Origin of the sequence: Streptomyces specialis, assembly GCF_001493375.1 — a bacterium.
Classification (GTDB): domain Bacteria; phylum Actinomycetota; class Actinomycetes; order Streptomycetales; family Streptomycetaceae; genus Streptomyces; species Streptomyces specialis.
Genome location: NZ_LN929895.1, coordinates 557,464 through 581,931, shown reverse-complemented (window position 1 = coordinate 581,931; position 24,468 = coordinate 557,464). Strand labels below are relative to the sequence as shown.

Below are 24,468 nucleotides of genomic sequence, written 5' to 3'. Positions count from 1 at the left end.
CGGGGTGGTCGGGCAGCGGGCGGACGGCGGCGCCCTCGGGCGGCGGGGCGGGCAGCAGGGCGGGGGCGACGGTGTCGCGGGTGACGGCCCAGATCCGTTCCGCCGAACCGGTGATGAACACGGTGAGCAGGATGTAGACGTACGCGCTGCCGGGCAGCCAGTCGATCCACAGCGGCGCCACGATCATCAGCGCGGCGCGGACGGCGTCGGCGCCGACCAGCGTCCAGCGGCGGTCCAGCGGCCCGGCCGGCGCGAGGAGGCCGACCAGCGGGCCGAGCAACAGCACCCCGGTCAGGCCGGTGGCCAGCAGCCGCACGGCGAGCGCGAGGGTGACGGCGAGCGCGACGCCCCGGTACTCACCGCCGAAGAGCGGCTCGCCACCGTCCTCCGGGACGTGGAGCGCGGCCTGGACCGAGAGCACGATCAGCACGAGCTGGGCGAGCGCGTCGCCTATGCCGCCGGCGAACGCCGCCTCCCACAGCCGACGCAGCTCGGGAACCTGCAACAGGGCCCGTCGCGCGCGCTCGCGTGAGTCCGCGGCGAGCGCCTCGTCGGTGGCGCCGCGGGCGGGGTCGACAACCTCGGGTTGCTCTGCTCGCGTCATTCGGCCAGCGTAACCTTCGGCGCGGACGGCGAAACCACGTACCCGAACATCTGCCCGGGAAAGCGGCCCCGCCGTCGCGGGCTACTCCGGCGCGCCCGCCGCGGACCGGGCCGCGGTGGTCTTCTTGGCCGCGCTCTTGCGCGCCGGGGCCTTCTTCGCGGGCGCGTCGGCGTCACCGGCGGTCTTCTTCGCCGCCGCCGTCTTCGCGGTGGTCTTCTTGGCGGCGGTCTTGGCGGTGGTCTTCTTCGCCGCCGTCTTCTTGGCCGGGGCCTTCTTCGCGGCCGTCTTCTTGGCCGCCGTCTTCTTCGCGGCGGTCTTCTTCGCCGGCCCCTTGGCGCGCTTCTCCGCCAGCAGCTCGTAGCCGCGCTCCGGCGTGATGGTCTCCGGGTCGTCGTCGCGCCGCAGCGTCGCGTTCGTCTCCCCGTCCGTCACATACGGGCCGAACCGCCCGTCCTTGACCACCACCGGCCGCCCCGTCACCGGGTCCGCGCCCAGCTCCTTCAGCGGCGGCTTGGCGGCGGCCCGGCCGCGCTGCTTGGGCTGCGCGTAGATCGCCAGCGCCTCGTCGAGGGTGACGGTGAAGAGCTGCTCCTCGGTGGCCAGCGAGCGGGAGTCCGTCCCCTTCTTCAGGTACGGCCCGTACCGCCCGTTCTGCGCGGTGATCTCCTGGCCCGACTCGGGGTCGGTGCCCACCACGCGCGGCAGGGACAGCAGCTTCAGCGCGTCCTGGAGCGTGACGGCGTCCAGCGCCATCGACTTCAGCAGCGAGGCGGTGCGCGGCTTGACCGCGTTCTTCCCGGTGGTCGGCGTGCCCTCGGGCAGCACCTCGGTGACGTAGGGGCCGTACCGCCCGTCGCGGGCGACGATCTGGTGGCCGGTGTCCGGGTCGGTGCCCAGCTCGAAGTCGCCGCTGGGCTTGGCCAGCAGTTCCTTCGCCAGGTCGACGGTCAGCTCGTCCGGCGGCAGGTCGTCGGGCACGTCGGCGCGCTTCCCCGGCTCGCCGGGCTCGCCGTCCGGCTCCGGCGGCGCCTCCACGTACGGCCCGTACCGGCCGACGCGCAGCACGATGCCCTCGCCGACCGGGAACGACGAGATCTCCCGCGCGTCGATCGCGCCCAGGTCGGTGACCAGTTCCTTCAGCCCGCCGAGGTGGTCGCCGTCGCCGTTGCCCGCGTCCGCCGCGCCGCCGCCGACGGCCTCGCCGCCGGCCTCGCCGAAGTAGAAGCGGCGCAGCCACGGCACGGCCTCGGCGTCACCGGTCGCGATGCGGTCGAGGTCGTCCTCCATCTTCGCGGTGAAGTCGTAGTCGACCAGCCGCCCGAAGTGCTGTTCGAGGAGGTTGACGACGGCGAAGGAGAGGAAGGAGGGGACGAGCGCGGTCCCCTTCTTGAACACGTACCGCCGGTCGAGGATGGTGCCGATGATCGAGGCGTAGGTGGAGGGGCGGCCGATCTCCCGCTCCTCCAGCTCCTTGACGAGCGATGCCTCGGTGTAGCGGGCCGGGGGCTTGGTGGCGTGGCCGTCGGCCGTGATGTCCCGCGCGTCGAGCGGGTCGCCCTCGGCGACGGCGGGTAGCCGCCGCTCGCGGTCGTCCAGCTCGGCGTTGGGGTCGTCGGCGCCCTCGACGTACGCCTTGAGGAAGCCGTGGAACGTGATGACCTTGCCGCTCGCGCCGAACTCGCAGTCGCGGCCGTCCGCGCTGGTGCCCGCGACCCGGACGGCGACGGACTGACCGACCGCGTCCTTCATCTGCGAGGCGACGGTCCGCTTCCAGATCAGCTCGTACAGGCGGTACTGATCGCCCGTCAGACCCGTCTCGGCCGGGGTGCGGAAGCGGTCGCCGGAGGGGCGGATCGCCTCGTGGGCCTCCTGCGCGTTCTTCACCTTGCTCGCGTAGACCCGCGGCCGGTCCGGCAGGTACTCGGCGCCGTAGAGCTGGGTGACCTGGGCGCGAGCGGCGGAGACGGCGGTGTCCGACAGGGTGGTGGAGTCGGTCCGCATGTAGGTGATGAAGCCGTTCTCGTACAGGCGCTGGGCGACCTGCATGGTGGCCTTGGCGCCCATGCCGAGCTTGCGGGAGGCTTCCTGCTGGAGCGTGGTGGTGCGGAACGGCGCGTAGGGCGAGCGGCGGTACGGCTTGGACTCCACGGAACGGACCGCGAACGCCGTGTCCGCCAGCGCGGCGGCCAGCGCGCGGGCGCTGTCCTCGCTCAACTGCTGGACCTGCCCCGGGTTGCGCGGCTGGCCGTCCGGCCCGAAGTCCCGGCCCTGCGCGACGCGCAGGCCGTCCACGGCGGTCAGCCGCGCCTCGAACGACCCGTCACCGGGCACGGGGGTGAAGGTGCCGGTCAGGTCCCAGTACTCGGCGGAGCGGAACGCGATGCGCTCGCGCTCCCGCTCGACGACGAGCCGGGTCGCCACGGACTGGACGCGGCCCGCGGACAGGCGGGGCATGACCTTCTTCCACAGCACGGGCGAGACTTCGTACCCGTAGAGGCGGTCGAGGATGCGGCGCGTCTCCTGGGCGTCGACCAGAAGCTGGTTCAGCTCGCGGGGGTTGTCCACCGCGGCTCTGATGGCGTCGCGCGTGATCTCGTGGAAGACCATGCGGCGCACGGGCACCTTGGGCTTGAGGACCTCTTTGAGGTGCCAGGCGATGGCCTCGCCCTCGCGGTCCTCGTCCGTCGCGAGATAGAGCTCGTCGGAGTCGGCCAGCAGCTCCTTGAGCTTCCTGACCTGGTCCTTCTTGTCACTGTTGACGACGTACAGCGGCTCGAAGTCCTCGTCCACGTTCACGCCGAGGCGGGCCCAGGGCTGGCCCTTGTACTTGGCGGGCACCTCGGCGGCGCCGCTGGGCAGGTCGCGGATGTGCCCGACGCTGGCCTCGACCACATATCCGGGGCCGAGGTAGCCCTTGATCGTCTTGGCCTTGGCGGGCGACTCGACAATGACGAGTCGGCGGCCGCCGTTCGCGGTCTCGCTGGTCGGGGACAACTTCTTCTCGCTCTTCTCTCCAGCCCAGAGGGAAAGTACTGACGGTGCGGAGTGTGACGGTACATCCCTGCTCCGTGTCAAATGGGAAAACTCCGCGACCGCATCTCGAACGGTAACCCGAGATCCGCCGTTCCCGCCGCCCGATGACGCCAGCGCGTTGTCCATGGACAGTCACCCACGGTGTGCGCGGGTCGCCGCGCGGGCGGCCCGCGCGCTCCGCCGCTCACTCCTCCGGGATCAGAAACCCCTGCTCAACGAGGGGCCGCAGCCACTGGGGCGCTCCGCTACGGACCGCGACCTCGTCGGTGTCGAGCAACCGTGCGATCGCGTCCAGGATCGTGCCCGCGGTGAGTGTCCCGTCACAGCTTCCGGCGAGACCCGCGCTGATCGTGTCCATGGCGCGGGCGCGCATCATGCCGTGGCGTTGCCGCAGGACGACGTGCTCGGGGTCCTCGTCGCCGGGGGCGCCGATCTGTTCCTGGACGACGCCGTCCGCGAGGACGTAACGGGCGCGCAGCAGCGCGGCGTCGTCGTGGGCGCGCAGGAAGTCCTGCCGCGCGAAATGCGCCAGGATCGTTTCGCCCAGTGGCTGTTCGACGGTGTGCGGCCAGTCCTCGACGACCACGGAGGGGCGTTCGGCGCCGGTCCTGCGCAGGGTGATCCAGCCGAACCCGACCGCGTGGGTGCGGCGGGCGGCGAACTCCTCCAGCCAGGCGGCGTACGCCTCCTCGTAGGCGGCCGGGTCGCCCCGGTGGGCACCGGCGTCGCGCAGCCACAGCTCGGTGTACTGGGTGACGTCCTGCTCCTCGCGGCGCACGATCCACGCGTCGCAGCCGGGAGGAACCCAGGCGGCGACGCGTTCGCGCCAGTCCTGGCCGTCGGTCTGCTGCCAGTTGGCCAGAATCTGGCAGAGGCCGCCGTCCGCGAGGTGGGCGGCCGACTCGCGCAGGACCGTGCGGCACAGTTCGTCGCCCGCCATGCCGCCGTCGCGGTAGGTCAGGCCGTCACCGTTTCCGGCACGGGCGGGGGAGATGACGAACGGGGGGTTGGAGACGATGAGGTCGAACGCGTCCTCCCCGCCGTCTCCGGAATCCCCGACCGGCTCGAACAGGGAGCCCTCGCGCAGGTCCGCGGCCGGGGCGCCGGAGAGGGCGAGGGTGGCCGCGGCCATGGCCAGGGCACGCGGGTTGACGTCGGTGGCGGTGACGCGGCCGGCGTGCCGGGTGGCGTGCAGGGCCTGGACACCGCAGCCGGTGCCGAGGTCGAGCACGCGGCCGACCGGCCGGCGGGGCGTCAGGCCGGCGAGGGTGGTGGAGGCGCCGCCGACGCCGAGCACGACGTCCCGCGCCTCGCCCCGGTGCGACGGCCCGTCGGAGACGATGAACCAGTTCGCGCCGTCGTCCCCCGCGTAGGGGCGCACGTCCACGGTCGCGCGCACCTCGTCGCCGTCGCGCGCCAGCCAGCCGTCGCCGAGCGCCGCGTCGAGCGGCAGGGCGAGCCGCGCCTCGGCCAACGGGACGGGCCGCCGCAGCAGGAACAGCCGGGTCAGCACGGCCGCCGGGGTGTCGTCCCGGCGCGTGGCGCGCCGGGCCGGGACGGTCTCGCCGCGCGCCAGGGCGGCGAAGGCGGGGGCGCCGAGGAGGTCGAGGAGACCGTCCGGCGTGAACGAGGCGGCCAGCAGCGCCTCCCGCAGGCGGGGGGCGGCGGGACCGGCGGCGGGCGGCGGAAACGGAGAGCTGCTCACCGCACCATTGTCCGCGCCGCCCGCGGCGTCCCGTTCCGGCGGCCGGTCACTCCCCCTCGGACGCGGAGGCGGAGGCGGAGGCGGAGGCCGACGGGCTGCGGCAGCCCTCCTGACGGCCCATCGCCTCCTGGAGCTCGCCGGTCTGCAACTCGCTCAACGCCTCGTCACCGCTCTGGCCCAGCTCCTGCAACTGGTCCGCGATGCCCCGCAGCCCCTCGGCGAACTCGCCCTGGTCAGAGGTGTCCAGACCGTCGATGTCCTGCTTCAGCTCGGCGTAGGAGTCGGACAGGCCGCGCAGGGCGCCGACGGCGTTCTCGCGCAGTTCGGCGCCGTTGTCGACGGGCGGGTCACCGGCCTGGTCGACCGCGTCCGCGAGGGCGGCGTAGGCGTCCGAGACGTCCTGGAACGCGGTGGAGTCGGCCTCCTGCACCTCCTCCGGGGAGCGGTTGCCCTCGCTGGCCTCCGTGATGGCCGCGTTGGCGGCCTCGATCCGCTCGACCTGGGGCTGCAACTGCTCACAGACGTTTCTGGCCCACTCGTCCGTGTCGTCGCCGCTGTCCCCGCCGCACGCCGACAGCGTGAGGGCGACGAGCGTCGCGCAACCCGACAGTGTGACCGCGAGCTTCTTGTTCACCGTTCCCCGTTCCCCGTTCCTTGTCCTTCCGGGTGCCGCTAGGGCGGGAACTTACACGTCGTTCATCCCTCTTCCGAGTGACGGCCGGGCCTATTGTCCGGAATTTCACCCGTGCGTCCCACCTCTGACAGGATGTTCGTCACGCGGGGTCACGCGGCCACCGACCCCTCGCCCTTGAACACCTCGGCGCCGTGCCACGCGACGAACTCGGCGGCCGGCGCGGGCTTCCCGCGCTGCGGCTCCGCCAGCGGCCTGCCGTCGAGATCCGCCACCGTCCGCCCGGCCGCGCTGCCGGCCACGTACAGGCCGGAGACACGGACCCGGCGGCCGTCCGTCAGACCCAGCACCCCGAGGTCGAAGAGGGTGTGATGCAACGAACAGAGCGCCAGCGCGTTGCGCACCTCGTCCGGCCCGTCCTGGCTGTGCCAGCGGATGTGCGCGGCCTCCAGGCCGACCGGGTGGCGGCCCAGCCGGCCGTCGAACCCGCACATGGCGCACGCGTACGCGTAGGCCCGCAGCACCGCCTCCGCGAACCCGGCGGCCCGGGGCCGGCGCGCCGTCACCAGCCGGTAGGCGGACTCCTCCAGCGCGGTCAGGTCGCCCAGCCCGGCCGCCTCGCGGATCGGGGGCTCCAGCGCGGGCGTGAAGTGCCGGTCGAGCAGGACCCGGGCCGCCGCCGCCAGGGTCGCGGGGTCGGCGAGCAGCCGCTCGACCTCCGGGCGGAGCCGCCCGTGGGCGCCGCGGGCGCGCAGCCAGGCGCCTCGGTCGGGCGCGTCGGCGCCGAGCGGCCGGCCGTCGCGGTCGCGGAGGTCCCACAGGGCGCGTTCCAGATGCACGAACGGCATGGCGGCGCGCTGCCGGGCCGCGCCCGCGCTCGCGACGGGCGGCCCGAAGTCGTTGATCATGCCGCTGACGGGCTCCTCGGCCTCGTCGTACGCGACGGCCGTGCTGCCCCGGCTCGCGAAACGGCCCAGCAGCCACAGCACCAGCAGCGGCTTGTGAGGCGCCCGCCGGCCGCGTACCCGCGCCCGCCGCAGGCCGGCCAGGGCCGCCAGCAGCTCCTCGCGCGTCACGCGGTCAGGAGAAGGCGGCGGTGGCCGTCGGCCAGGTCATGCGGATCTTGCCGCCGTGGGAGTCGGAGATGACCTCGACGTCGTCGACGAGTCCGCTGATCACGGCCAGCCCCAGCTCGTCCGTCTCCTCGGCGGCCTCGGCCGCCGCCTCGTCCCGGGGTGAGGGGACGACGCTGGGCGCGTCGTCCCCGACCTCGATGGAGAACGTCTTCTCGCCCTCGGTCAGCACGACCCGCACCGGGGTGGCCAGGCCGTGGACGGTGTGCAGGCCCACCGCGCGGCTGCACGCCTCACCGACCGCGAGCCGGAGCTCGTCGAGCACCGACTCTTCGACTCCGGCGCGCCGGGCGACCGCCGCGGCCACCAGCCGGGCGGTGCGCACATGCTCCGGCGACGCGCTGAAGCGAAGTTCGACGGTGGCCATGGCCATCCCCCTTGATCGTGCGGAGACACCGCCCCGGGCCACGGCGGCGGCGTCTGCCGACGCCACCGTCGCACGGGGCGGTCGCGGTGTTGATCTCTTGCCGACCACGGGCTCGGACGGCCGAGCCCGGCGTGTCTTCAGTCGGTGGCCGCGATGGCCTCTTCCACGGATTCGTGGATCGGGAACACCTTGGTGAGGCCAGTGATCCGGAAGATCTTCAGAATGCGCTCCTGGTTGCACACCAGACGCAGCGAACCCTCCTGGGCCCGCACCCGCTTCAGGCCGCCGACCAGCACACCGAGCCCGGTGGAGTCGAGGAAGTCGACGCGCTCCATGTCCACCACGAGGTGGTGGTTGCCATCGTTGACCAACTCCACCAACTGTTCGCGCAGCTTGGGCGCGGTGTATACGTCAATCTCGCCGCCTACCTCCACGACCGTACGGTCGCCTTCGGTTCGGGTCGACAGGGACAGGTCCACGGATCCTCCAGCACCTTGCTAACGAGCGGTCGCCCCCCATGGATCGGCAGCCGCCAGGGCATTCAACCACTTACCGCCTGCCCAGGACGACGTCTTACAGCCATTGTCCGTCGGACCAGTGACAGACTCGGTGCCGATGTCCGACGCGAACCGGCCGCACGAAGCGGGCGACACCCAGGCACACCGCCCGTCACCACGGGAGGTGCTCGAACTCCTGCGCGGACAGTCGGAACGGGCCGGGCGGCTCACCCACATGGAGCAGCTTCCCGCGCGCCCCGGCCGCCATGCGCCCTGGCCGGACCGAATACACCCCGAGGTGATCGACGCCGTTCGGGCTTCCGGCATCGAACAACCCTGGGCTCACCAGGCTCGCACGATCGAGCTCGCTCTGCGCGGCGAGTCCGTCGTGCTCTCCACGGGAACGGCCTCCGGCAAGTCCCTCGCCTATCAGGTGCCGGTTCTCACCGCCCTGCTCGACGGCCGGACGGAGCAGGCCAGGCACGGCGCCACCGCCTTGTATCTGGCGCCGACCAAGGCGCTCGGCGCCGACCAGCTCCGGGCCGTCCGGCGGCTGGCCGCGCCGCTGGGCACGGCCGTCCGGCCGGCCGGCTTCGACGGCGACACGGCGCCCGAGGAACGGGCCTGGGCGCGGGAGCACGCGAATCTCCTGCTCACCAACCCCGACATGCTCCACCGCGGCCTGCTGCCCGGCCACCGCCGCTGGTCGTCCTTCCTGCGGGCCCTGCGGTACGTGGTGGTGGACGAGTGCCACGTCTACCGGGGGGTCTTCGGCTCGCACGTCGCCCAGGTGCTGCGCCGGCTCCGGCGTGTCTGCGCCCACTACGGGGCCGAACCGGTGTTCCTGCTGGCCTCCGCCACCACGGCCGACCCCGGCACGACCGCGTCCCGGCTGACCGGGCTGCCGGTCGCGGCCGTGACCGAGGACGACTCGCCGCGCGGCGAGCTGGTCTTCGCGCTGTGGGAGCCGCCGCTGACCGAGGCCGTGGGCGAGCGGGGCGCGCCCGTCCGCCGCACCGCGCCCGCCGAGACCGCCGACCTGCTCACGGATCTCGTCTCCCGGCGGGTGCGCACGGTCGCCTTCGTCCGGTCCCGGCGCGGCGCGGAGCTGATCGCGCTGATCGCGCAGGAGCGGCTCGGGGGCGCCGACGGGCGGCGGGTCGCCGCCTACCGGGGCGGCTACCTGCCGGAGGAGCGCCGGGCGCTGGAGCGCGCGCTGCACGACGGGGAGCTGCTGGGTCTGGCCGCCACGACCGCGCTGGAGCTGGGCGTGGACGTCGCCGGGCTGGACGCCGTGCTGCTGGCGGGCTACCCCGGCACCCGGGCGTCGCTGTGGCAGCAGGCGGGGCGCGCCGGGCGGCAGCGGCAGGGGGCGCTGGCCGTGCTGGTGGCGCGGGACGACCCGCTGGACACCTATCTGGTGCACCACCCCGAGGCGCTGTTCCGGCAGCCGGTCGAGAGCACCGTCCTCGATCCGGGCAACCCCTACGTGCTCGCTCCGCACCTGTGCGCTGCCGCCGCCGAACTCCCCCTTGCGGAAAGTGAGTTCGAAGGGGGGCAGGCGCTGTTCGACCCGGCCGCGGCCGAGCTGCTGCCGAAGCTGACCGAGCGCGCGCTGCTGCGCCGCCGCGGCACCTCCTGGTACTGGACGCGGCGGGAGCGGCCCGCCGACATGGTCGGCATCCGGGGCCAGAGCGGCGAGCAGGTGCGCGTGGTGGAGGCGGACACCGGCCGCCTGCTGGGCACCGTGGACGCCGCCGCCGCGCACAGTTCGGTCCACGAGGGCGCCGTCCACCTGCACCAGGGACTGAGCTTCGTGGTGCGGGAGCTGGACCTCGACGGGTCGGTGGCGCTGGTCGACGAGGCCAGCCCGCCGTGGTCGACGTCGGCCCGCGAGGTGACGGACATCTCCGTGCTGGAGACCGACACGGAGGTGCCGTGGGGGGCGGCGCGGTTGTGCTTCGGTTCGGTCGAGGTCACGCATCAGGTGGTCTCCTTCCTTCGGCGCCGGCTGCTGACCGGCGAGGTGCTGGGCGAGACGCGGCTGGACCTGCCGCGCCGCACGCTGCGGACGCGGGCGGTGTGGTGGACGGTGACGGAGGATCATCTCGACGCCGCCCGGATCGGCCCGGAGATCCTGCCGGGGTCGCTGCACGCGGCGGAGCACGCGTCCATCGGCATGCTGCCGCTGTTCGCCACCTGTGACCGCTGGGACATCGGCGGGGTGTCCACCGCGCTGCACCCCGACACGCTGCTGCCCACGGTCTTCGTCCACGACGGCCACCCGGGCGGCGCGGGCTTCGCCGAGCGGGCCTTCCACACGGCGCGGCGGTGGCTGACCGCGACCCGGGACGCGATCGCGGCCTGCGAGTGCGCGAGCGGCTGCCCCTCGTGCGTGCAGTCGCCCAAGTGCGGCAACGGCAACGATCCGCTGCACAAGGCCGGCGCGCTCCGCCTGCTCACGGAACTGCTGCGTCACTAGGCCCGGCGCGGGCCCTGGCCAGGACCGCGTACGGTCCGGCCCTGGCCTCGGCCGTCAGATCGGCGATCTCGCCCGCCACATGGCAGCGTGTCAGCCCGGCGCCCTGGGCCTCGGCCACCCGCCGGGCCAGGCCGCAGGCGGTCTCCGCCCCGGCGAGCGCGCTGTCCGCGGCGGCCCGCGCCGCCCGGGCCGCCGCGGCGGCGGCCCGCGGCCGGGCGGCGGCCACCTGCCCGAGGGCCAGGACGGCGGCGAACACCAGGCAGAGCAGCGTGGCGCTCGTCGCCGCCCACACCGTGGCGGAGCCCCGGTCGCCGTGGTCACTCGGGCTCCGCATGGGCCACCGCATCGGCGGACACCGGGACGGCCAGCGGCCCGGGTCCCGGGGTCGTGGCCTCGACGGACACGCGGTACAGCTCGCCCTCGCGCGCCACCCGGATCCGCGCCCCGTCCGGGGCCACGGCACGGGCCACGCCGGTGACGGCGTCCGGGTCCTCGCCCCGGGCCGCCGCGCGGGCCCCCGCCCGCGCGGCGTCGCCGCACCGGGTCTGCGCGCCGACGGCGCCCAGGGCCCACAGCAGCATCCCCAGCAGCAGGACGAGTGCGGGAACGACGATCGCGCTCTCCGCCGTGACATAACCCCCGTCCGCGCGGCGGTCACGGCGAGGTGCTGAGCGCACGTTCCACCTGCTCCCGCAGGGCGTCGATCACCGCCCCTGAGGTGACGACCTGATACAGGACGGCGGCGAATCCCGCCGCCGCGATGGTGCCGATGGCGTACTCCGCGGTGGACATCCCGGCGTCCCGCCGCCACCGGGCGAGCGGCTTCCGGTAACGAGTGACTGGCCGCATGGGCCGACCTCCTGTGTGTGTGTCGAAGGCTTTGATGCCTTTGAAGTCCTTGATGCCTTTGATGGGTGTGTTGAATCGAGCTGTCTTCGATGGCGTTGATCGGCGTTGATGGGTTTGATGGATCGGTGGGCCGCGAGGGGTTGACGGGGTGGCACGGGTGGGCGTCACAGCAGCTCCGACGCCAGGCCGATCACCACGGGGGCGACGCCGATCAGCAGGAACGCGGGCAGGAAGCACAGCCCCAGCGGTGCCGTGACGAGCACGGAGGCCCGTCGCCCGCGGGCCTGGGCGGCCCGGCGGCGGCGTGCGCGGCACTCGGCGGCCTCGGCGGCGACCGCCACCACCACGGGCGCGCCGCTGGTCCCGGCCAGCTCCAGGCGGCGGGCCAGCGTCGCGGCGCCCGCCAGGCCACCGAACCGCTCCCACACCACGGCCGGCTCGCCGCCGGGCCGCAGCTCGGTGGCGGCCCGGCACAGGTGCTCGCCGACCTGGCCGCCGAGCGAGGCTCCGACCGCCTCGGCCGCCGCGCCCGGTGTGGCCCCCGCGGCGAGGCAGGCGGCCAGCAGCTCCGCCGCCAGCGGAAGCCCGGGGGCGTCCGGCGCGCGGCTCCGCCGGAACCGCGACCGGGCCGGGAGGGACCGGACGGTCCGCCGTGCCCGCGTCCACGGGCCGGGGGCCGCGCTCACGCCGGCTCCCGCTCGGCGGACCGGACGATGGCCCGCACCCAGGCCACCCCCGCCCACTCCAGCAGCGACCCGACGAGGAGACAGCCCAGCCCGGCCGGGGTGCCGAAGAGGACCCGCAGCGGCTGGACACCCATCGTGGCCCCCAGCGCCAGGCCGAACAGCGGCAGCGCCGCGAGCACCATCGCCGTCGTCCTGGGGCCCGCCAACTGGGCCCGCAGCTCTTCCCGCTGCTCGCGCTCGGCGCGCAGCGCGCCCGTCACCCGCTCCAGGCCGGAGGCGAGTGAGGCGCCGCCGTCCACGGCCACCGCCCAGCAGGCGGCGACACCGCGCAGCCCTTCGGCGCCGGGCCGGTCCGCGGCGGCCCGCAGCGCCGCGGGCACGTCCCCGCCGTACCGCGCGGCGGCCAGCACCGCGCCGCCCGGCACGCCCAGTCCGGCGGTGCCCACGGTGGCCAGCGCCGCCCCCGGCGGGCGCCCGGCCCGCATCTCGCCGGCCAGCGAGGCGCAGAAGGTGATGACCGCGTTCCGCCGCTGGTCGGCGGCGCGCTCCGCGACGCCGGAGCGCCACCACCGCACGGCCAGCGGCGCCGCGAGCGCGGCGGCCCCCAGCGGCAGCACGGATCGCGCCCACAGGGCCAGCAGCCCGCCGGCCGCCAGGCAGCACAGCGCGACGCGCACGGCGGCCGGGTCCGGCTGCCGGGTCACCGGGCGACGACGGCGGGCGGCGGGCGCGACCCCGGCGCCCCTGGGCCGCGTGCGGGGCCGGCGCCGCCACGGCGTTCCGTCGGCCAGGAGCCACGCGCCCGCGCCCGCGCACAGGGCCGCCGCGAACTGCGGGAGCTGCCCGGTCACAGCGCGCACCCGCCTTCGGCGCAGAGCCGGGCCAGCCGGTCCCAGCCCGGCTCCGGGGCGAAGCCGCCGGGCGTCCAGCGGGCCGCGGGCACCGTGCGGACCAGGCCGGTGGCGTCCCGCCCCAGGACGTGGACCTCCGCGATCACGCGCCGGCCGGTGGCGCGGTCCCGCGCCAGGTGCAGCACCACCGACAGCGCCGCGCGGAGCTGGCTGTGCAGGGCGTCCCTGGTCAGCCCCGCCGTGCTGCCGAGGGCTTCGAGCCGCGCCGGGACATCGGCGGCGGCGTTGGCGTGAACGGTGCCGCAGCCGCCGTGGCCGGTGTTGAGCGCGGCGAGCAGGTCCAGCACCTCGGGGCCGCGGCACTCGCCGACCACCAGCCGGTCCGGCCGCATGCGCAGCGCCTGGCGCACCAGGTCCCGCAGTGTCACCCGGCCCGCGCCCTCCTGGTTGGCCGGCCGGGTCTCCAGTCGCACCACGTGGGGGTGGGCGGGTCGCAGCTCCGCCGAGTCCTCGACCAGCACGATCCGCTCCTCCGGCCCGGCGAGTCCGAGCAGGGCCGCCAGCAGCGTGCTCTTGCCCGATCCGGTGCCGCCGCTGATCAGGAACGACAGCCGCGCCGCGATCAGCGACCGCAGCAGCCGCTCCCCGCCGGGCGGAACGGTGCCGGCCTCGCCCAGCTCGGCCAGGGTGAACGCCCGTGGCCGGACCACGCGCAGCGACAGGCAGGGCGGGCCCACGACGACCGGCGGCAGCACGGCGTGCAGCCGCGTCCCGTCGGGAAGCCGCACATCGGCCCATGGGCTGGCGTCGTCCAGGCGGCGGCCGGCCGCCCCGGCGAGCCGCTGGGCGAGGCGGCGGACGGCGGCGGCGTCGGGGAAGCGCACCGCGGCCCGTTCCAGGCCGCGTCCGCGGTCCACCCACACCTCGTCGGGTCCGTTGACCAGGACGTCGGTGACGTCCGGCTCGGAGAGCAGCGGCTGGAGCGGCCCGGCCCCGACCAGCTCGGAGCGCAGGGCGCGCACCACGGACAGGACGGCGCTGTCGCCCATCGGCAGCCCCTGGCCGCGCAGGGCCGCGGCGACCCGGCCCGGGGTCGGCTCGGCTCCCTCTTCGGCCAGCCGCAGCCGCACGGCGTCCAGCAGCTCGGGTGCCACGGCCGGCAACTCCCGGCCCGGCGGCGCGGCGGCCCGGGCCCCGGCGTTCACGCGGCGGCTCCGGAGGCGGGCAGGGCCCGCTCCAGCAGGGTGGCGCAGAACGTAGCGAGGGCTCCCCCGGCGTTCGCCCCTGGTGGCTCGCCCGCCTCGGTCGCGGCGGACAGGCGCGGCTCGTCGGGCAGCTCACCGGCGAGCGGCAGCCCGAGCAGCCGGGCCAGCTCCGGGCCCGCGAGACCGCCGGGTCCCGGCGGTCTGGAGACGACCCGCAGGTCCCGCACAAGGGAGCCCGAGGTGGCGATCACCCGCCGGGCGCCGGCCACGGCGCGCAGCTCGCCCGGGACCACCAGCAGCCCGAGGTCGAGCTGGGCCAGGGCCTCGGTCGCCGCCTCGTCGGCGGCGCGCGGCAGGTCCAGCACCACCACGCCGCCGCCGCGCCGGGCGGCGGTCAGCACCGTGCACATCGCCTCGGCGGGGAGGCGGGTGGCGTCCGCCCGGTCGTGGCTGAGCAGGCTCAGCCCGTGCAGCCGGGGCAGCGACTCCTCCAGCGCCGCGCCGGAGAGCCTCCCCCGGGCGGTGACGAACGACGGCCAGCGCGGCCCGGGCGCGCGCTCGCCGCCGAGCAGCACGTCCAGCCCGCCGCCCAGCGGGTCGCCGTCGATGAGCACGGTCCGCCGCCCTTGCCTGGCCGCCGTCACCGCCAGGGCGCAGGCCAGCGACGAGGCTCCGGCGCCGCCCCGGCCGCCGAGCACGCCGACGGTCAGCGCCGGGACGCCGGGATGGTCCACGGCGTCCGCGATGCGGTCCGCCAGCCACGGCTCGTCACCGGGCGGGTGCAGCACCTGCTCGGCGCCGAGCGCCCCGCCGCGCGCCCAGATCGTGTGGTCGTCGAGGTCGCGCCCGACGAGCAGCACGCCCGGGCGCCGCCCCGGCCACCGGCCCGCCGCCGGCCGGGCCGCGGCCCGGTCGTCGCCGACGAGCACGAGCGGGGCCCGCTCCCACCGGGCGGCCGACACGGGCGCCCCGTGCGCGACCTCGGCCTCGGCACCCGCCGCGGCGCACAGCCGCAGCAGATCGTCGAGAAGCTCCTCGTCCTCCGTGAGGATCAGAATGGAATCGGCCACGGCCATCCCCCTTCACACACCGCGCCCGGACGGTCACCGAGCGCATCGACAGCCATGCCCTTACGGTGCCTCCTCCCGCCGCCCCCCAGGCGCCTCAGCCGAAATCTGTGGACAACTCCGGCGTTGTGGATAACTCGCTCACCCGCGCCGACACGCGCCCCGCGCATGCGCCACCGCAACGGTTGCGCACACGACATCGCTCATGACGGACAGTGACATGTCAGGCCAAGGTCGACGGAGAACGCGGCACGGACGACAGTCGGGGAACGGCGGGGGGCAGCGGCGGGGCGGCCTGCGGAAAAGCCGGGGCCGACCGCGCGGGGGCAGCGGCGCACCGCTTGCGAACTGGGGGGAACTGCCCCCGGACATGCGACGACCCCCGCCGGGGGGGAGAGCGGGGGTCGTCTTTCCTCGGCCGACTCGGGGGGGGAGGAGTCGGACCGGGTTAACACGGTCGCGAACGATCCGTGACTTCCATGGTGTACCCGACAGGCCGCTCAGGCAAACCCACGCGCACCAGCGTACGCCGAATGGCGGGCATATGCTCGGATCGTGAAAATCCTGGCCCAGCCGCGGACCGCCGCCTTCTTCGACCTGGACAAGACGGTCATCGCGAAGTCGAGCACCCTCACCTTCAGCAGGTCTTTCTACCAGGGTGGGCTCATCAACCGGCGCGGCGTTCTGCGCAGCGCCTACGCGCAGTTCGTCTACCTGCTCGGCGGCGCCGACCACGACCAGATGGAACGGATGCGGGAGTACGTCTCGTCGCTCTGCCGGGGCTGGAACGTGAGCCAGGTCAAGGAGATCGTCGCGGAAACCCTCCATGAGGTGATCGATCCGATCATCTACGACGAGGCCGCCTCCCTCATCGAGCAGCACCACGCCGCGGGGCGCGACGTGGTCATCGTCAGCTCCTCGGGCGCCGAGGTCGTGGAGCCCATCGGCGAACTCATCGGCGCCGACCGCGTGGTGGCGACCCGGATGGTCGTCGAACACGGTTGCTACACCGGCGAGGTGGACTACTACGCCTACGGCCCCGCCAAGGCCGAGGCGATCGCCGCGCTGGCCGTCTCCGAGGGCTATGACCTGGACCGCTGCTACGCGTACAGCGACTCGGTCACCGACCTCCCGATGCTTCAGGCCGTCGGCCACCCGCACGCCGTCAACCCCGACCGCGCCCTGCGCCGCGAGGCCGTCGCCCGCGGCTGGCCGGTGCTCGCGTTCGAACGCCCGGTCCGGCTGCGCCAGCGGCTGCCCGCGCTCGGGATGCCGCCGCGCCCCGCGCTCGCGGCCGGCGCCGCCGTCGCCGCCGCGGCCTGCGCGGCCGGTCTGGTCTGGTACGCCAGCCGTCGCCGCGTGCCGGGGCCGCCGGTGTCCGCGCGCTCGCTCATCGGGACGGCGTGAGCCCTCGGCGGCGCGGCACCACCGCGCCGCCGCTCCCGCGTCAGGCCGCGCCGCGCTGGAGCGCCTCGCACACGGCGACCGACTCGCGCGCGCCCAGCTCGACCGCCCGCCCGCAGTGCGCGATCCAGCCCGCCACGCCTTCGGCGGTGCCGGTCGCGTAGCCGTCCAGCGCCGCCAGATAGGCCGCCGAACCCTGCTCCGCGTGACCGACCTCGGCCGGGGTCACCCCCTTGGGGTCGAGACCGGCGCCGATCAGGACGATGCGCTCCGCGGCCCGCGCCACCAGGGCGTTGTGGGTGCCGAACGGCCGCAGCGCCAGCAGTTCGCCGTGCACCACGGCGGCCGTCACCAGCGCCGGTGCCGCCGAGCCGCGCACGATCAGCCCGCTCAGGGCGTCCAGCCGCGCCGCGACCTCCTCGGCCCCGGGCGCCGGGGCGGCGAGGGCCGTGAGCCCGGGCTCGTCGACGGTCTCGCCCGCCAGCCGGGGCCGGCCCACGGTGTCGTGCGGAACGGTTCCGCCCGCCGCCACCAGGTGGAGCCGGGCGAGCACCCGCAGCGGGGAATCGCGCCAGACGGACAGGAGCTGCCCGGCCTCCGCCGTCAGCCGCAGCGCGGCACCGACGGTCCGCGCCTCCTCCTCGCTCCCGAAGTCGCTGCGCCGGCGCGCCTCTTCCAGCGCCCAGTCCGCGCCGGACAGCGCGGCCGAACCGCGCGCCGCGCGCAGCGCCGCCTCGGCGGCGATCTCCGGGCTGCGGCGGCGCATCACCCGGTGCCCGTACACCCCGTCGACCGCCTTGCGCACGGCGTCGACGGCCTCGGCGACGCCGGGCAGACCGGCGAGGGGGACCAGGGGATCGGTGGTCGTGTCGGCGTTGTTCGCACCCATGGCCCCGAGCCTAGGCCCGGTATGCCACACAGGAGCGACACGTCCGAGTGGACTTGTTCACTCCTCGCGGTGGGGTGGTCGCCGCACCCCGCTAACCTAATGAACATGAAGATCGCTTTCGTGGGAAAGGGAGGCAGCGGCAAGACCACGCTGTCCTCGCTGTTCATCCGGTATCTGGCGGCACAGCACATCCCGGTGACCGCGGTGGACGCCGACATCAACCAGCACCTGGGCGTCGCCCTCGGGCTCGACGAGGAGGAGGCCGCCGCGATCCCCCCGCTGGGCGGGCGGCTGCCGCTCATCAAGGACTACCTGCGCGGCGCCAATCCGCGCATCGCCTCCGCCGAGGCCATGATCAAGACCACGCCGCCCGGCTCCGGCTCACGCCTGCTGCGGCTCGACGAGGAGAACCCGGTCTTCGACGCCTGCGCCCGCCGGGTCGCGTTCGACGGCGGCGCGTCCGCGCGGCTGCTGGTCACCGGCCCGTTCACCGAGGACGACCTCGGCGTGGCGTGCTACCACTCCAAGACCGGCGCGGTGGAGCTCTGCCTGAACCATCTGGTGGACGGCCGCGGGGAGTATGTCGTGGTCGACATGACGGCGGGCAGCGACTCGTTCGCCTCCGGCATGTTCACCCGCTTCGACATGACGTTCCTGGTCGCCGAGCCGACCCGCAAGGGCGTGTCGGTATACCGGCAGTACCGGGAGTACGCCCGGGACTTCGGCGTCGCGCTGCGCGTGGTGGGGAACAAGGTGCAGGGCCCGGAGGACCTGGAGTTCCTGCGGCAGGAGGTGGGCGAGGACCTGGTGGTGACCCTCGGCCACTCCGACTGGGTGCGCGCCCTGGAGCGCGGCCGGCCGCGCCCGTTCGGCGAGCTGGACCCGGCCGACACGGCGGCGCTGGCCACGCTCCACGAGACGGCCGACGCCGCCTACGCCCGCCGCGACTGGGAGCGGTACACGCGGCAGATGGTGCACTTCCACCTGAAGAACGCGGCGAGCTGGGGCAACGAGCGGACCGGGACCGATCTGGCGGCCCAGGTGGACCCGGAGTTCGTGCTGCGGGAGGCCGCGCCGAGCCCGCAGCCCGCCTGACTTCCCGTCACCTCCCCCGCTCGGCGGCCTCGTCGCCACCGAGGAACGCCTTCCAGCCGTCCTCGGGCCGTTCGCCGACGTCCAGGGTCCGCAGCTTCTCCAGCACCGCCGGATCCTGGGCGTCGAGCCAGTCCACGAGCTGGCGGAACGACACGCAGTGCACGTCGTCGCGCGGGCACAGCTCCTTGATGACGTCCTCGACGGCGTCCACGTAGGCGCCGTCGTTCCACTCCGCGAAGTGGTTGCCGACGATCAGCGGCGCCCGGTTGCCGTCGTAGGCCCGGTCGAACGCGGCCAGCAGGCCGTCGCGCATCTGGTCGCCGTCGGCGTCGTTGACGTAGAAGTTGTAGTCCATGGAGAGCGTCTCGAACGAGCGGCCCGGCACCGGGACCGACTGGAGCGGGATGTCCCAGACGCCCTCCCGCTTATCGGGCCAGACCTGGAGGCCGTTGCCGCTGGAGTCGTAGCGGAAGCCTTCCTCCGCCGCCGCCTTCAGCAGGTTGTCCTGGCCCTCCAGGCAGGGCGCGCGCCCGCCGACCAGCTCCTTCTCGTAGTCGAACGGCAGGGGTTCGAGGTCCTCGAAGCCGGTGGTGGTCTTCCAGTTCCGCACCATCCACCTGGCCTGGTCGATCTCGCTGCGCCAGTCCTCGACGGACCAGGCGGCCACGCCCTCCGAGCCGCAGAAGTGCCCGTTGAAGTGGGTGCCGATCTCGCTGCCGTCGAGCCATGCCGCGCGCAACTGTTCGAGCGTGGCCTCGATGTTCTCGTCCTTGAGATAACCGATGTCCGACTCGCCCGGTGAGCGGCCCGGCGGGCGATAGGTGGCGCGCTCGGACTCCGGGAGGAGATAGAGGCCGGAGAGGAAATAGGTCATGTGTGCGTCATACTTTTCGCCGATCTGGCGGAATCGCGAGAACAGCTCATTGCCGTCCTCACCCGCGCCGTCCCAGGAGAAGACGACGAACTGCGGCGGCTCCTCGCCGGGCGCGAGCCGGGTCGCCTTCGGCTGATGGGGCTGGCGTCCCGTATACGCGGTGGAGCCGTCCCCGATGAGCCGGACCCGGGACTCCTTCCGCCCCGTCTTCCCGGCCTTTCCCGCCTTTCCCGCCTTGTCCTCCGCCGGCGCCGTCCCGTCGTCACCGCCCGAACAGCCGGTGACCGGGCCCAGCACCGTCACCCCGAGCGTGAGCACGGCGATCGCCGCTCCCGCCGCCCGCCGCCGCCCGCCGCGCACAGCCGCCATCGGTCCTCCCACCACCCCCGAAGGGGTTCGTCCGGTCCTCACATAACCAGACAAACCTCCCTCCCGATCGTGAAAAAAGATGGAAGGACAAGAGTTTTAGATGACTATTTCGCTGGATCGGAGTAAGGGGCGGGGAGAAGAAGAGGGCGCGCTAGCCGAACGCTTTACGTGGCATTACTCTTCATTTACCAACGCTTGAGAGACGCGATACACGCCACCACTGTTTGCCTCCCATACAGAACGGACGGAGACGGAACATGTCCGCCTGCGCCCCCTCCTCTTCACATTCCCCTTCACGCTTCCGCACGCCGGGGTTCCGCGCCGACCTGTCGGCGTCCATCTCGGTGTTCCTGATCGCCCTGCCGCTCTCGCTCGGCATCGCCCTCGCCACCGGCGCCCCGCTCCAGGCCGGTCTGGTGGCCGCGGCCGTCGGCGGCATCATCGCCGGATCGCTCGGCGGATCGGCCCTTCAGGTCAGCGGCCCCGCCGCGGGCCTGACCGTGATCACGGCCGAGATCATCCAGCAGTACGGATGGCGCACCACCTGCGCCATCACCGCGCTCGCCGGACTCACCCAGCTCGGCCTCTCCGCGCTGCGGGTGGCCCGCTCGGCGCTGGTCGTCAGCCCCGCGATCGTGCACGGCATGCTCGCCGGCATCGGCGTCACCATCGCCCTGTCCCAGCTCCACATCGTCCTCGGCGGCTCCCCCGAGAGCTCCGCCGTGGAGAACGCGCGACAGCTCCCGAGCCAGCTCGCCGAGCCCCACTGGGCCGCCATCGTCGTCGGTTCCCTGACCATCGCCGTGCTGCTGCTGTGGCCACGGATCCCGGGCCGCGCGGGCGTCACGCTCCGCAAGTTCGCGCCCGCCGCCCTCGCCGCCGTCCTGCTGGCCACCGTCCTGCCCTGGGCCGTCGGCACGGACGTGCCCCGCGTCGATCTGCCGACCTGGAGCAGCCACTCGCTGCCGCACATGCCCGAGGGCCCGGTGCTCGGGCTGATCGCCGCCGTGCTGACGGTCACGCTGGTCGCCAGCGTCGAGTCCCTGCTCTCCGCTGTCGCCGTGGACAAGCTGGCGGCGGCCCGGCAGCGCGCGGGCGGACCGCGCGTGCCCAAGGCCGACCTCGACCGCGAGCTGCGCGGCCAGGGCGCCGCCAACGTGGTGTCCGGCCTGCTCGGCGGACTGCCCGTCACCGGCGTCGCGGTCCGCAGCTCGGCGAACGTGGCGGCCGGCGCCGTCAGCCGCCGCTCCACCATCCTGCACGGCACCTGGGTGCTGATCGCCACCGGCCTGCTGGTCGGCCCGCTCCAGCTCATCCCGCTCGCCGCGCTGGCCGCCCTGGTGATGGTGGTCGGCATCCAGATGGTGAACATCACGCACATCCGCAGCGTCACCAAGCACCGCGAGGTCGTGGTGTACGTGGCGACCGCCGCCGGTGTCACACTGCTGGGCGTGCTGGAGGGCGTGGCGATCGGCATCGGCGTGGCGGTCGCGGTCTCCCTGCACCGCCTGGCCCACACCCGGGTGACCCACGAGCGGCTCCCGGACGGCGGTCACCAGGTGCGCGTGCGCGGCCAGTTGACGTTCCTCGCGGTGCCCCGGCTCAGCCGGGTCCTCGGCCAGGTCCCGGACGGGGCGGACGTCACCGTCGAGCTGGACGGCACGTTCATGGACCACGCGGCGTACGAGACGCTGCACGACTGGCAGGCCGCGCACACCGCGCAGGGCGGCCGGGTCGAGGTCACCGGCGACGCGGGCCGGCCGATCGACGAGCCCGAGCACCACTGCCGCCCGTGGCAGCCCTGGCGCAACCACCAGTGCACCGACGCCGTCCCGGTCGCCCAGGGCGTTCCGCGCCCCGAGCACGACCAGCTCCTCAGCGGCGTGCGGAACTTCCAGCGGACCACCGCGCCCCGGATGCGGCAGGAGCTGGCCCGGCTCGCGGAGGAGGGGCAGCGCCCGACGCAGCTCTTCCTCGCCTGCGCCGACTCCCGGCTGGTGACGAGCATGATCACCTCCAGCGGTCCCGGCGACCTGTTCACCGTGCGGAATGTCGGGAATCTCGTGCCGCCGCCCGGCACCGAGTCGGGCGACCACTCCGTGGCCGCCGCGATCGAGTACGCGGTGAAGGTCCTTCAGGTCTCCTCCATCACGGTCTGCGGGCACTCCGGCTGCGGCGCGATGCACGCGCTGCACTCCGCGTCCGGCGGGGAGCGGCCCGGCGGTCCGGCCAGCTCGCTGGAGCGCTGGCTGCGACACGGGCGCCCCAGCCTGGAGCGGCTGGACCGGCCGTCGGTGTCCCTGCCGCGCGTCGACTGCCGTCCGGCGGCCGACGAGCTGGAGACGCTCTGCCTGGCCAACGTGTTGCAGCAGCTCGACCATCTGGCGCTGCACGAGTGCGTGGCCGAGCGCCTGGCCGACGGCACGCTGGACCTGCGCGGCATGTACTTCGACGTCGGCGCGGCGCAGGCGTACGTGCTGAGCCGGCCCGTCGACGGCTCGGAGCCGGTGTTCACTGCGGTCCGGCCCGAGGCCGCGGAGGAGCGGGAGGAGATCCTCACCGCCTGACGCGCGTCCGCGCCCTCCGGGCGGTCGCCGGCCCCGGCCGGCGACCGCCCGTCGCGTTCCGGCGTCCCGGCCGTTCGCACGGCGGCTCTACAGGTCTACACCAGTTGCCCTACCGGCCTTGTCAAACGGGCGACCGTACTGATGAGCTGTGCTGCGGGACACATCTGACGCCGTGCCGAGGAGACGCCGTGACCAACGAGAGCCTGGCCAATCTCATGACGGAGAAGCGCAGGTTCGCGCCCCCCGCCGAGGTGGCCGCCGACGCGAACGTGACCGCCGACGCCTACCGTGCCGCCGACGCCGACCGCCTCGGCTTCTGGGCCGAGCAGGCGCGCCGACTCCACTGGGAGACCGAGCCGGCCCAGACGCTGGACTGGTCGAACCCGCCCTTCGCCAAGTGGTTCGCCGACGGCCGGCTGAACGTGGCGTACAACTGCGTGGACCGGCATGTGCTGGCCGGTCACGGCGACCGGGTCGCGCTCCACTTCGAGGGCGAGCCCGGCGACTCCCGGTCCCTCACCTACGCCGAGCTGCTGCGCGAGGTGTCCCAGGCGGCGCACGCGCTGACCGAGCTCGGCGTCGAGGCCGGCGACCGTGTCGCGATCTACATGCCGATGATCCCGGAGACCGTCGTCGCGATGCTGGCCTGCGCCCGCATCGGCGCCCCGCACTCCGTCGTCTTCGGCGCGTTCTCCGCCGACGCCCTGGCCACCCGCATCGAGGACGCCGACGCCCGCGTCGTCATCACCTCCGACGGCGGATACCGCCGGGGCGCGCCGTCCCCCCTCAAGCCGACCGTGGACGAGGCCCTCACCCGCCCCGGCGCGGCCCGCGTCCGCAGCGTGCTCGTGGTGCGCCGCACCGGCCAGGACATCCCGTGGACGGAGGGGCGGGACCTGTGGTGGCACGAGCTGGTGGCCCGTCAGCCGGAGCAGCACACGCCGCTGGCGTTCCCCGCCGAGCACCCGCTGTTCATCCTCTACACGTCGGGCACCACCGGCAGGCCGAAGGGCATCCTGCACACCTCGGGCGGCTACCTGACCCAGACCGCGTACACCCACCACGCCGTCTTCGACCTGAAGCCGGAGACGGACGTGTACTGGTGCACCGCCGACGTCGGCTGGGTGACCGGCCACTCGTACATCGTGTACGGGCCGCTGGCCAACGGCGCCACCGGCGTGCTGTACGAGGGCACGCCCAACACCCCGCACAACGGCCGGTGGTGGGAGATCGTCCAGAAGTACGGCGTCACCATCCTCTACACCGCGCCGACCGCGATCCGCACCTGCATGAAGTGGGGCGACGACATCCCCGCCAAGTTCGACCTCTCCAGCCTGCGGATCCTGGGCTCGGTCGGCGAGCCGATCAACCCCGAGGCGTGGATCTGGTATCGCAAGCACATCGGCGCGGACCGCACGCCCGTGGTGGACACCTGGTGGCAGACCGAGACCGGCGCCATCATGATCAGCCCCCTGCCGGGCGTCACCGTCGCCAAGCCGGGCGCGGCGCAGGTGCCGCTGCCGGGCATCGCGGCCACCGTCGTGGACGACGACGGGGCGGAGGTGGCGCACGGTTCGGGCGGCTACCTGACGCTCACCGAGCCCTGGCCGTCGATGCTGCGCACGATCTGGGGCGACGACCAGCGGTACCTGGACACGTACTGGTCGCGGTTCGAGGGCAAGTACTTCGCGGGCGACGGCGCGAAGAAGGACGAGGACGGCGACATCTGGCTGCTGGGCCGGGTGGACGACGTCATGCTGGTCTCCGGGCACAACATCTCCACCACCGAGGTCGAGTCCGCGCTCGTGTCGCACCCGCGCATCGCGGAGGCGGCCGTCGTCGGCGCCACCGATCCGCAGACCACGCAGGCGATCTGCGCGTTCGTCATCCTGCGCGGCGGGGCGGCCGAGGACGAGGGGCTGGTGGACGAGCTGCGGGCGCATGTCGCCAAGGAGCTGGGGCCGATCGCCAAGCCCAAGCGCATCCTGCCGGTGGACGAGCTGCCCAAGACCCGGTCGGGGAAGATCATGCGCCGGCTGCTGCGGGACGTCGCGGAGAACCGCGAGCTGGGCGACGTCACCACGCTGACCGACTCCTCGGTGATGGAGCTGATCCAGGCCAAGCTGCCGACCGCCGCCTCGGAGGACTGAGGCCGCGTCA

Annotated in this window: 20 protein-coding genes and 1 pseudogene; 5 read left to right on the top strand and 16 right to left on the bottom strand. The window is 74.2% G+C overall.

Features of this window, described 5'->3' with window-relative positions:
* Positions 1-43: 43 nt before the first annotated feature.
* The 7 genes and pseudogenes from BN2279_RS31530 to BN2279_RS17350 all read right to left on the bottom strand — a co-directional run.
* A pseudogene (locus BN2279_RS31530) lies at positions 44-427 on the bottom strand (dTMP kinase); the annotation flags it as partial.
* Between the two features lie 258 nt (positions 428-685).
* Positions 686-3,598: a type I DNA topoisomerase gene (topA, locus tag BN2279_RS17375; protein ID WP_059010597.1), complete on the bottom strand. Its 2,913-nt coding sequence runs from the start codon at positions 3,596-3,598 to the stop codon at positions 686-688.
* A 223-nt stretch (positions 3,599-3,821) separates the two neighbouring features.
* Positions 3,822-5,342, bottom strand: a complete 1,521-nt coding sequence (locus BN2279_RS17370; protein WP_059010595.1) for a DUF7059 domain-containing protein — start codon at positions 5,340-5,342, stop codon at positions 3,822-3,824.
* Between the two features lie 46 nt (positions 5,343-5,388).
* The gene (locus BN2279_RS17365; protein WP_059010593.1) at positions 5,389-5,976 is read right to left on the bottom strand and encodes a hypothetical protein; all 588 of its coding nucleotides are present in this window, start codon (positions 5,974-5,976) and stop codon (positions 5,389-5,391) included.
* 149 nt (positions 5,977-6,125) lie between these two features.
* Positions 6,126-7,049 (bottom strand): phosphorothioated DNA-binding restriction endonuclease, encoded by a 924-nt coding sequence (locus BN2279_RS17360; protein WP_059010591.1) that lies wholly within the window; start codon positions 7,047-7,049, stop codon positions 6,126-6,128.
* Positions 7,050-7,053: 4 nt separating this feature from the next.
* The gene (locus BN2279_RS17355; RefSeq protein WP_059010946.1) at positions 7,054-7,473 is read right to left on the bottom strand and encodes an ATP-binding protein; all 420 of its coding nucleotides are present in this window, start codon (positions 7,471-7,473) and stop codon (positions 7,054-7,056) included.
* A gap of 137 nt (positions 7,474-7,610) precedes the next feature.
* A complete protein-coding gene (locus tag BN2279_RS17350; RefSeq protein ID WP_059010589.1) occupies positions 7,611-7,952 on the bottom strand; it encodes an STAS domain-containing protein in 342 nt (113 codons plus the stop codon).
* A gap of 136 nt (positions 7,953-8,088) precedes the next feature.
* Between BN2279_RS17350 and BN2279_RS17345 the strand changes: the two genes are divergently transcribed.
* Entirely contained in the window at positions 8,089-10,452 is a 2,364-nt protein-coding gene (locus BN2279_RS17345; RefSeq protein ID WP_059010587.1) for a DEAD/DEAH box helicase, read from the top strand.
* Here the strand turns inward: BN2279_RS17345 and BN2279_RS17340 are convergent.
* The 7 genes from BN2279_RS17340 to ssd all read right to left on the bottom strand — a co-directional run bounded on the left by BN2279_RS17340 (position 10,430) and on the right by ssd (position 15,119).
* Positions 10,430-10,786 carry an Rv3654c family TadE-like protein gene (locus BN2279_RS17340; protein WP_234347973.1) on the bottom strand — a complete coding sequence of 119 codons (357 nt, stop codon included), beginning with the start codon at positions 10,784-10,786 and terminating at the stop codon, positions 10,430-10,432. The genes BN2279_RS17345 and BN2279_RS17340 overlap by 23 nt on opposite strands.
* Positions 10,770-11,129: a TadE family type IV pilus minor pilin gene (locus BN2279_RS17335; protein ID WP_059010583.1), complete on the bottom strand. Its 360-nt coding sequence runs from the start codon at positions 11,127-11,129 to the stop codon at positions 10,770-10,772. Before BN2279_RS17335 ends, BN2279_RS17340 begins: the two co-directional genes overlap by 17 nt.
* The gene (locus tag BN2279_RS17330) at positions 11,107-11,301 is read right to left on the bottom strand and encodes a DUF4244 domain-containing protein (protein WP_059010581.1); all 195 of its coding nucleotides are present in this window, start codon (positions 11,299-11,301) and stop codon (positions 11,107-11,109) included. Before BN2279_RS17330 ends, BN2279_RS17335 begins: the two co-directional genes overlap by 23 nt.
* Before the next feature lie 164 nt (positions 11,302-11,465).
* A complete protein-coding gene (locus BN2279_RS17325; RefSeq protein ID WP_059010579.1) occupies positions 11,466-11,987 on the bottom strand; it encodes a type II secretion system F family protein in 522 nt (173 codons plus the stop codon).
* Complete coding sequence (locus BN2279_RS17320) at positions 11,984-12,838, bottom strand: type II secretion system F family protein (RefSeq protein ID WP_234347972.1); 855 nt, start codon at positions 12,836-12,838, stop codon at positions 11,984-11,986. Before BN2279_RS17320 ends, BN2279_RS17325 begins: the two co-directional genes overlap by 4 nt.
* The gene (locus BN2279_RS17315) at positions 12,835-14,043 is read right to left on the bottom strand and encodes a TadA family conjugal transfer-associated ATPase (RefSeq protein ID WP_407702261.1); all 1,209 of its coding nucleotides are present in this window, start codon (positions 14,041-14,043) and stop codon (positions 12,835-12,837) included. The genes BN2279_RS17320 and BN2279_RS17315 overlap by 4 nt, the downstream gene beginning before the upstream one ends.
* A complete protein-coding gene (ssd, locus tag BN2279_RS17310; RefSeq protein WP_059010573.1) occupies positions 14,040-15,119 on the bottom strand; it encodes a septum site-determining protein Ssd in 1,080 nt (359 codons plus the stop codon). The genes BN2279_RS17315 and ssd overlap by 4 nt, the downstream gene beginning before the upstream one ends.
* A 546-nt stretch (positions 15,120-15,665) precedes the next feature.
* Here ssd and BN2279_RS17305 point away from each other — a divergent pair.
* Positions 15,666-16,517 carry an HAD family hydrolase gene (locus BN2279_RS17305; protein ID WP_407702260.1) on the top strand — a complete coding sequence of 284 codons (852 nt, stop codon included), beginning with the start codon at positions 15,666-15,668 and terminating at the stop codon, positions 16,515-16,517.
* 40 nt (positions 16,518-16,557) lie between these two features.
* Here the strand turns inward: BN2279_RS17305 and BN2279_RS17300 are convergent, their stop codons facing one another.
* Complete coding sequence (locus tag BN2279_RS17300; RefSeq protein ID WP_059010569.1) at positions 16,558-17,403, bottom strand: Fic family protein; 846 nt, start codon at positions 17,401-17,403, stop codon at positions 16,558-16,560.
* A gap of 105 nt (positions 17,404-17,508) precedes the next feature.
* Here BN2279_RS17300 and BN2279_RS17295 point away from each other — a divergent pair, with 105 nt between their 5' ends.
* The gene (locus BN2279_RS17295) at positions 17,509-18,498 is read left to right on the top strand and encodes an ATP-binding protein (RefSeq protein ID WP_059010567.1); all 990 of its coding nucleotides are present in this window, start codon (positions 17,509-17,511) and stop codon (positions 18,496-18,498) included.
* A gap of 7 nt (positions 18,499-18,505) precedes the next feature.
* Here the strand turns inward: BN2279_RS17295 and BN2279_RS17290 are convergent, their stop codons facing one another.
* The gene (locus BN2279_RS17290) at positions 18,506-19,741 is read right to left on the bottom strand and encodes a polysaccharide deacetylase family protein (RefSeq protein ID WP_059010565.1); all 1,236 of its coding nucleotides are present in this window, start codon (positions 19,739-19,741) and stop codon (positions 18,506-18,508) included.
* A gap of 257 nt (positions 19,742-19,998) precedes the next feature.
* On the opposite strand from BN2279_RS17290, the gene BN2279_RS17285 reads away from it, so the two are divergent.
* Positions 19,999-22,308 carry a bifunctional SulP family inorganic anion transporter/carbonic anhydrase gene (locus tag BN2279_RS17285; RefSeq protein ID WP_059010563.1) on the top strand — a complete coding sequence of 770 codons (2,310 nt, stop codon included), beginning with the start codon at positions 19,999-20,001 and terminating at the stop codon, positions 22,306-22,308.
* A gap of 188 nt (positions 22,309-22,496) precedes the next feature.
* A complete protein-coding gene (gene acs / locus BN2279_RS17280; RefSeq protein ID WP_059010561.1) occupies positions 22,497-24,458 on the top strand; it encodes an acetate--CoA ligase in 1,962 nt (653 codons plus the stop codon).
* Positions 24,459-24,468 lie beyond the last annotated feature (10 nt).

Bases quoted from the DNA above. Each gene is read 5' to 3' on its own strand.
- BN2279_RS17285 (WP_059010563.1), top strand. From the start codon at position 19,999: ATGTCCGCCTGCGCCCCCTCCTCTTCACATTCCCCTTCACGCTTCCGC.
- BN2279_RS17355 (WP_059010946.1), bottom strand. From the start codon at position 7,473: ATGGCCACCGTCGAACTTCGCTTCAGCGCGTCGCCGGAGCATGTGCGC.
- BN2279_RS17300 (WP_059010569.1), bottom strand. From the start codon at position 17,403: ATGGGTGCGAACAACGCCGACACGACCACCGATCCCCTGGTCCCCCTC.
- BN2279_RS17295 (WP_059010567.1), top strand. From the start codon at position 17,509: ATGAAGATCGCTTTCGTGGGAAAGGGAGGCAGCGGCAAGACCACGCTG.
- BN2279_RS17340 (WP_234347973.1), bottom strand. From the start codon at position 10,786: ATGCGGAGCCCGAGTGACCACGGCGACCGGGGCTCCGCCACGGTGTGG.
- BN2279_RS17330 (WP_059010581.1), bottom strand. From the start codon at position 11,301: ATGCGGCCAGTCACTCGTTACCGGAAGCCGCTCGCCCGGTGGCGGCGG.
- BN2279_RS17290 (WP_059010565.1), bottom strand. From the start codon at position 19,741: ATGGCGGCTGTGCGCGGCGGGCGGCGGCGGGCGGCGGGAGCGGCGATC.
- ssd (WP_059010573.1), bottom strand. From the start codon at position 15,119: ATGGCCGTGGCCGATTCCATTCTGATCCTCACGGAGGACGAGGAGCTT.
- BN2279_RS17345 (WP_059010587.1), top strand. From the start codon at position 8,089: ATGTCCGACGCGAACCGGCCGCACGAAGCGGGCGACACCCAGGCACAC.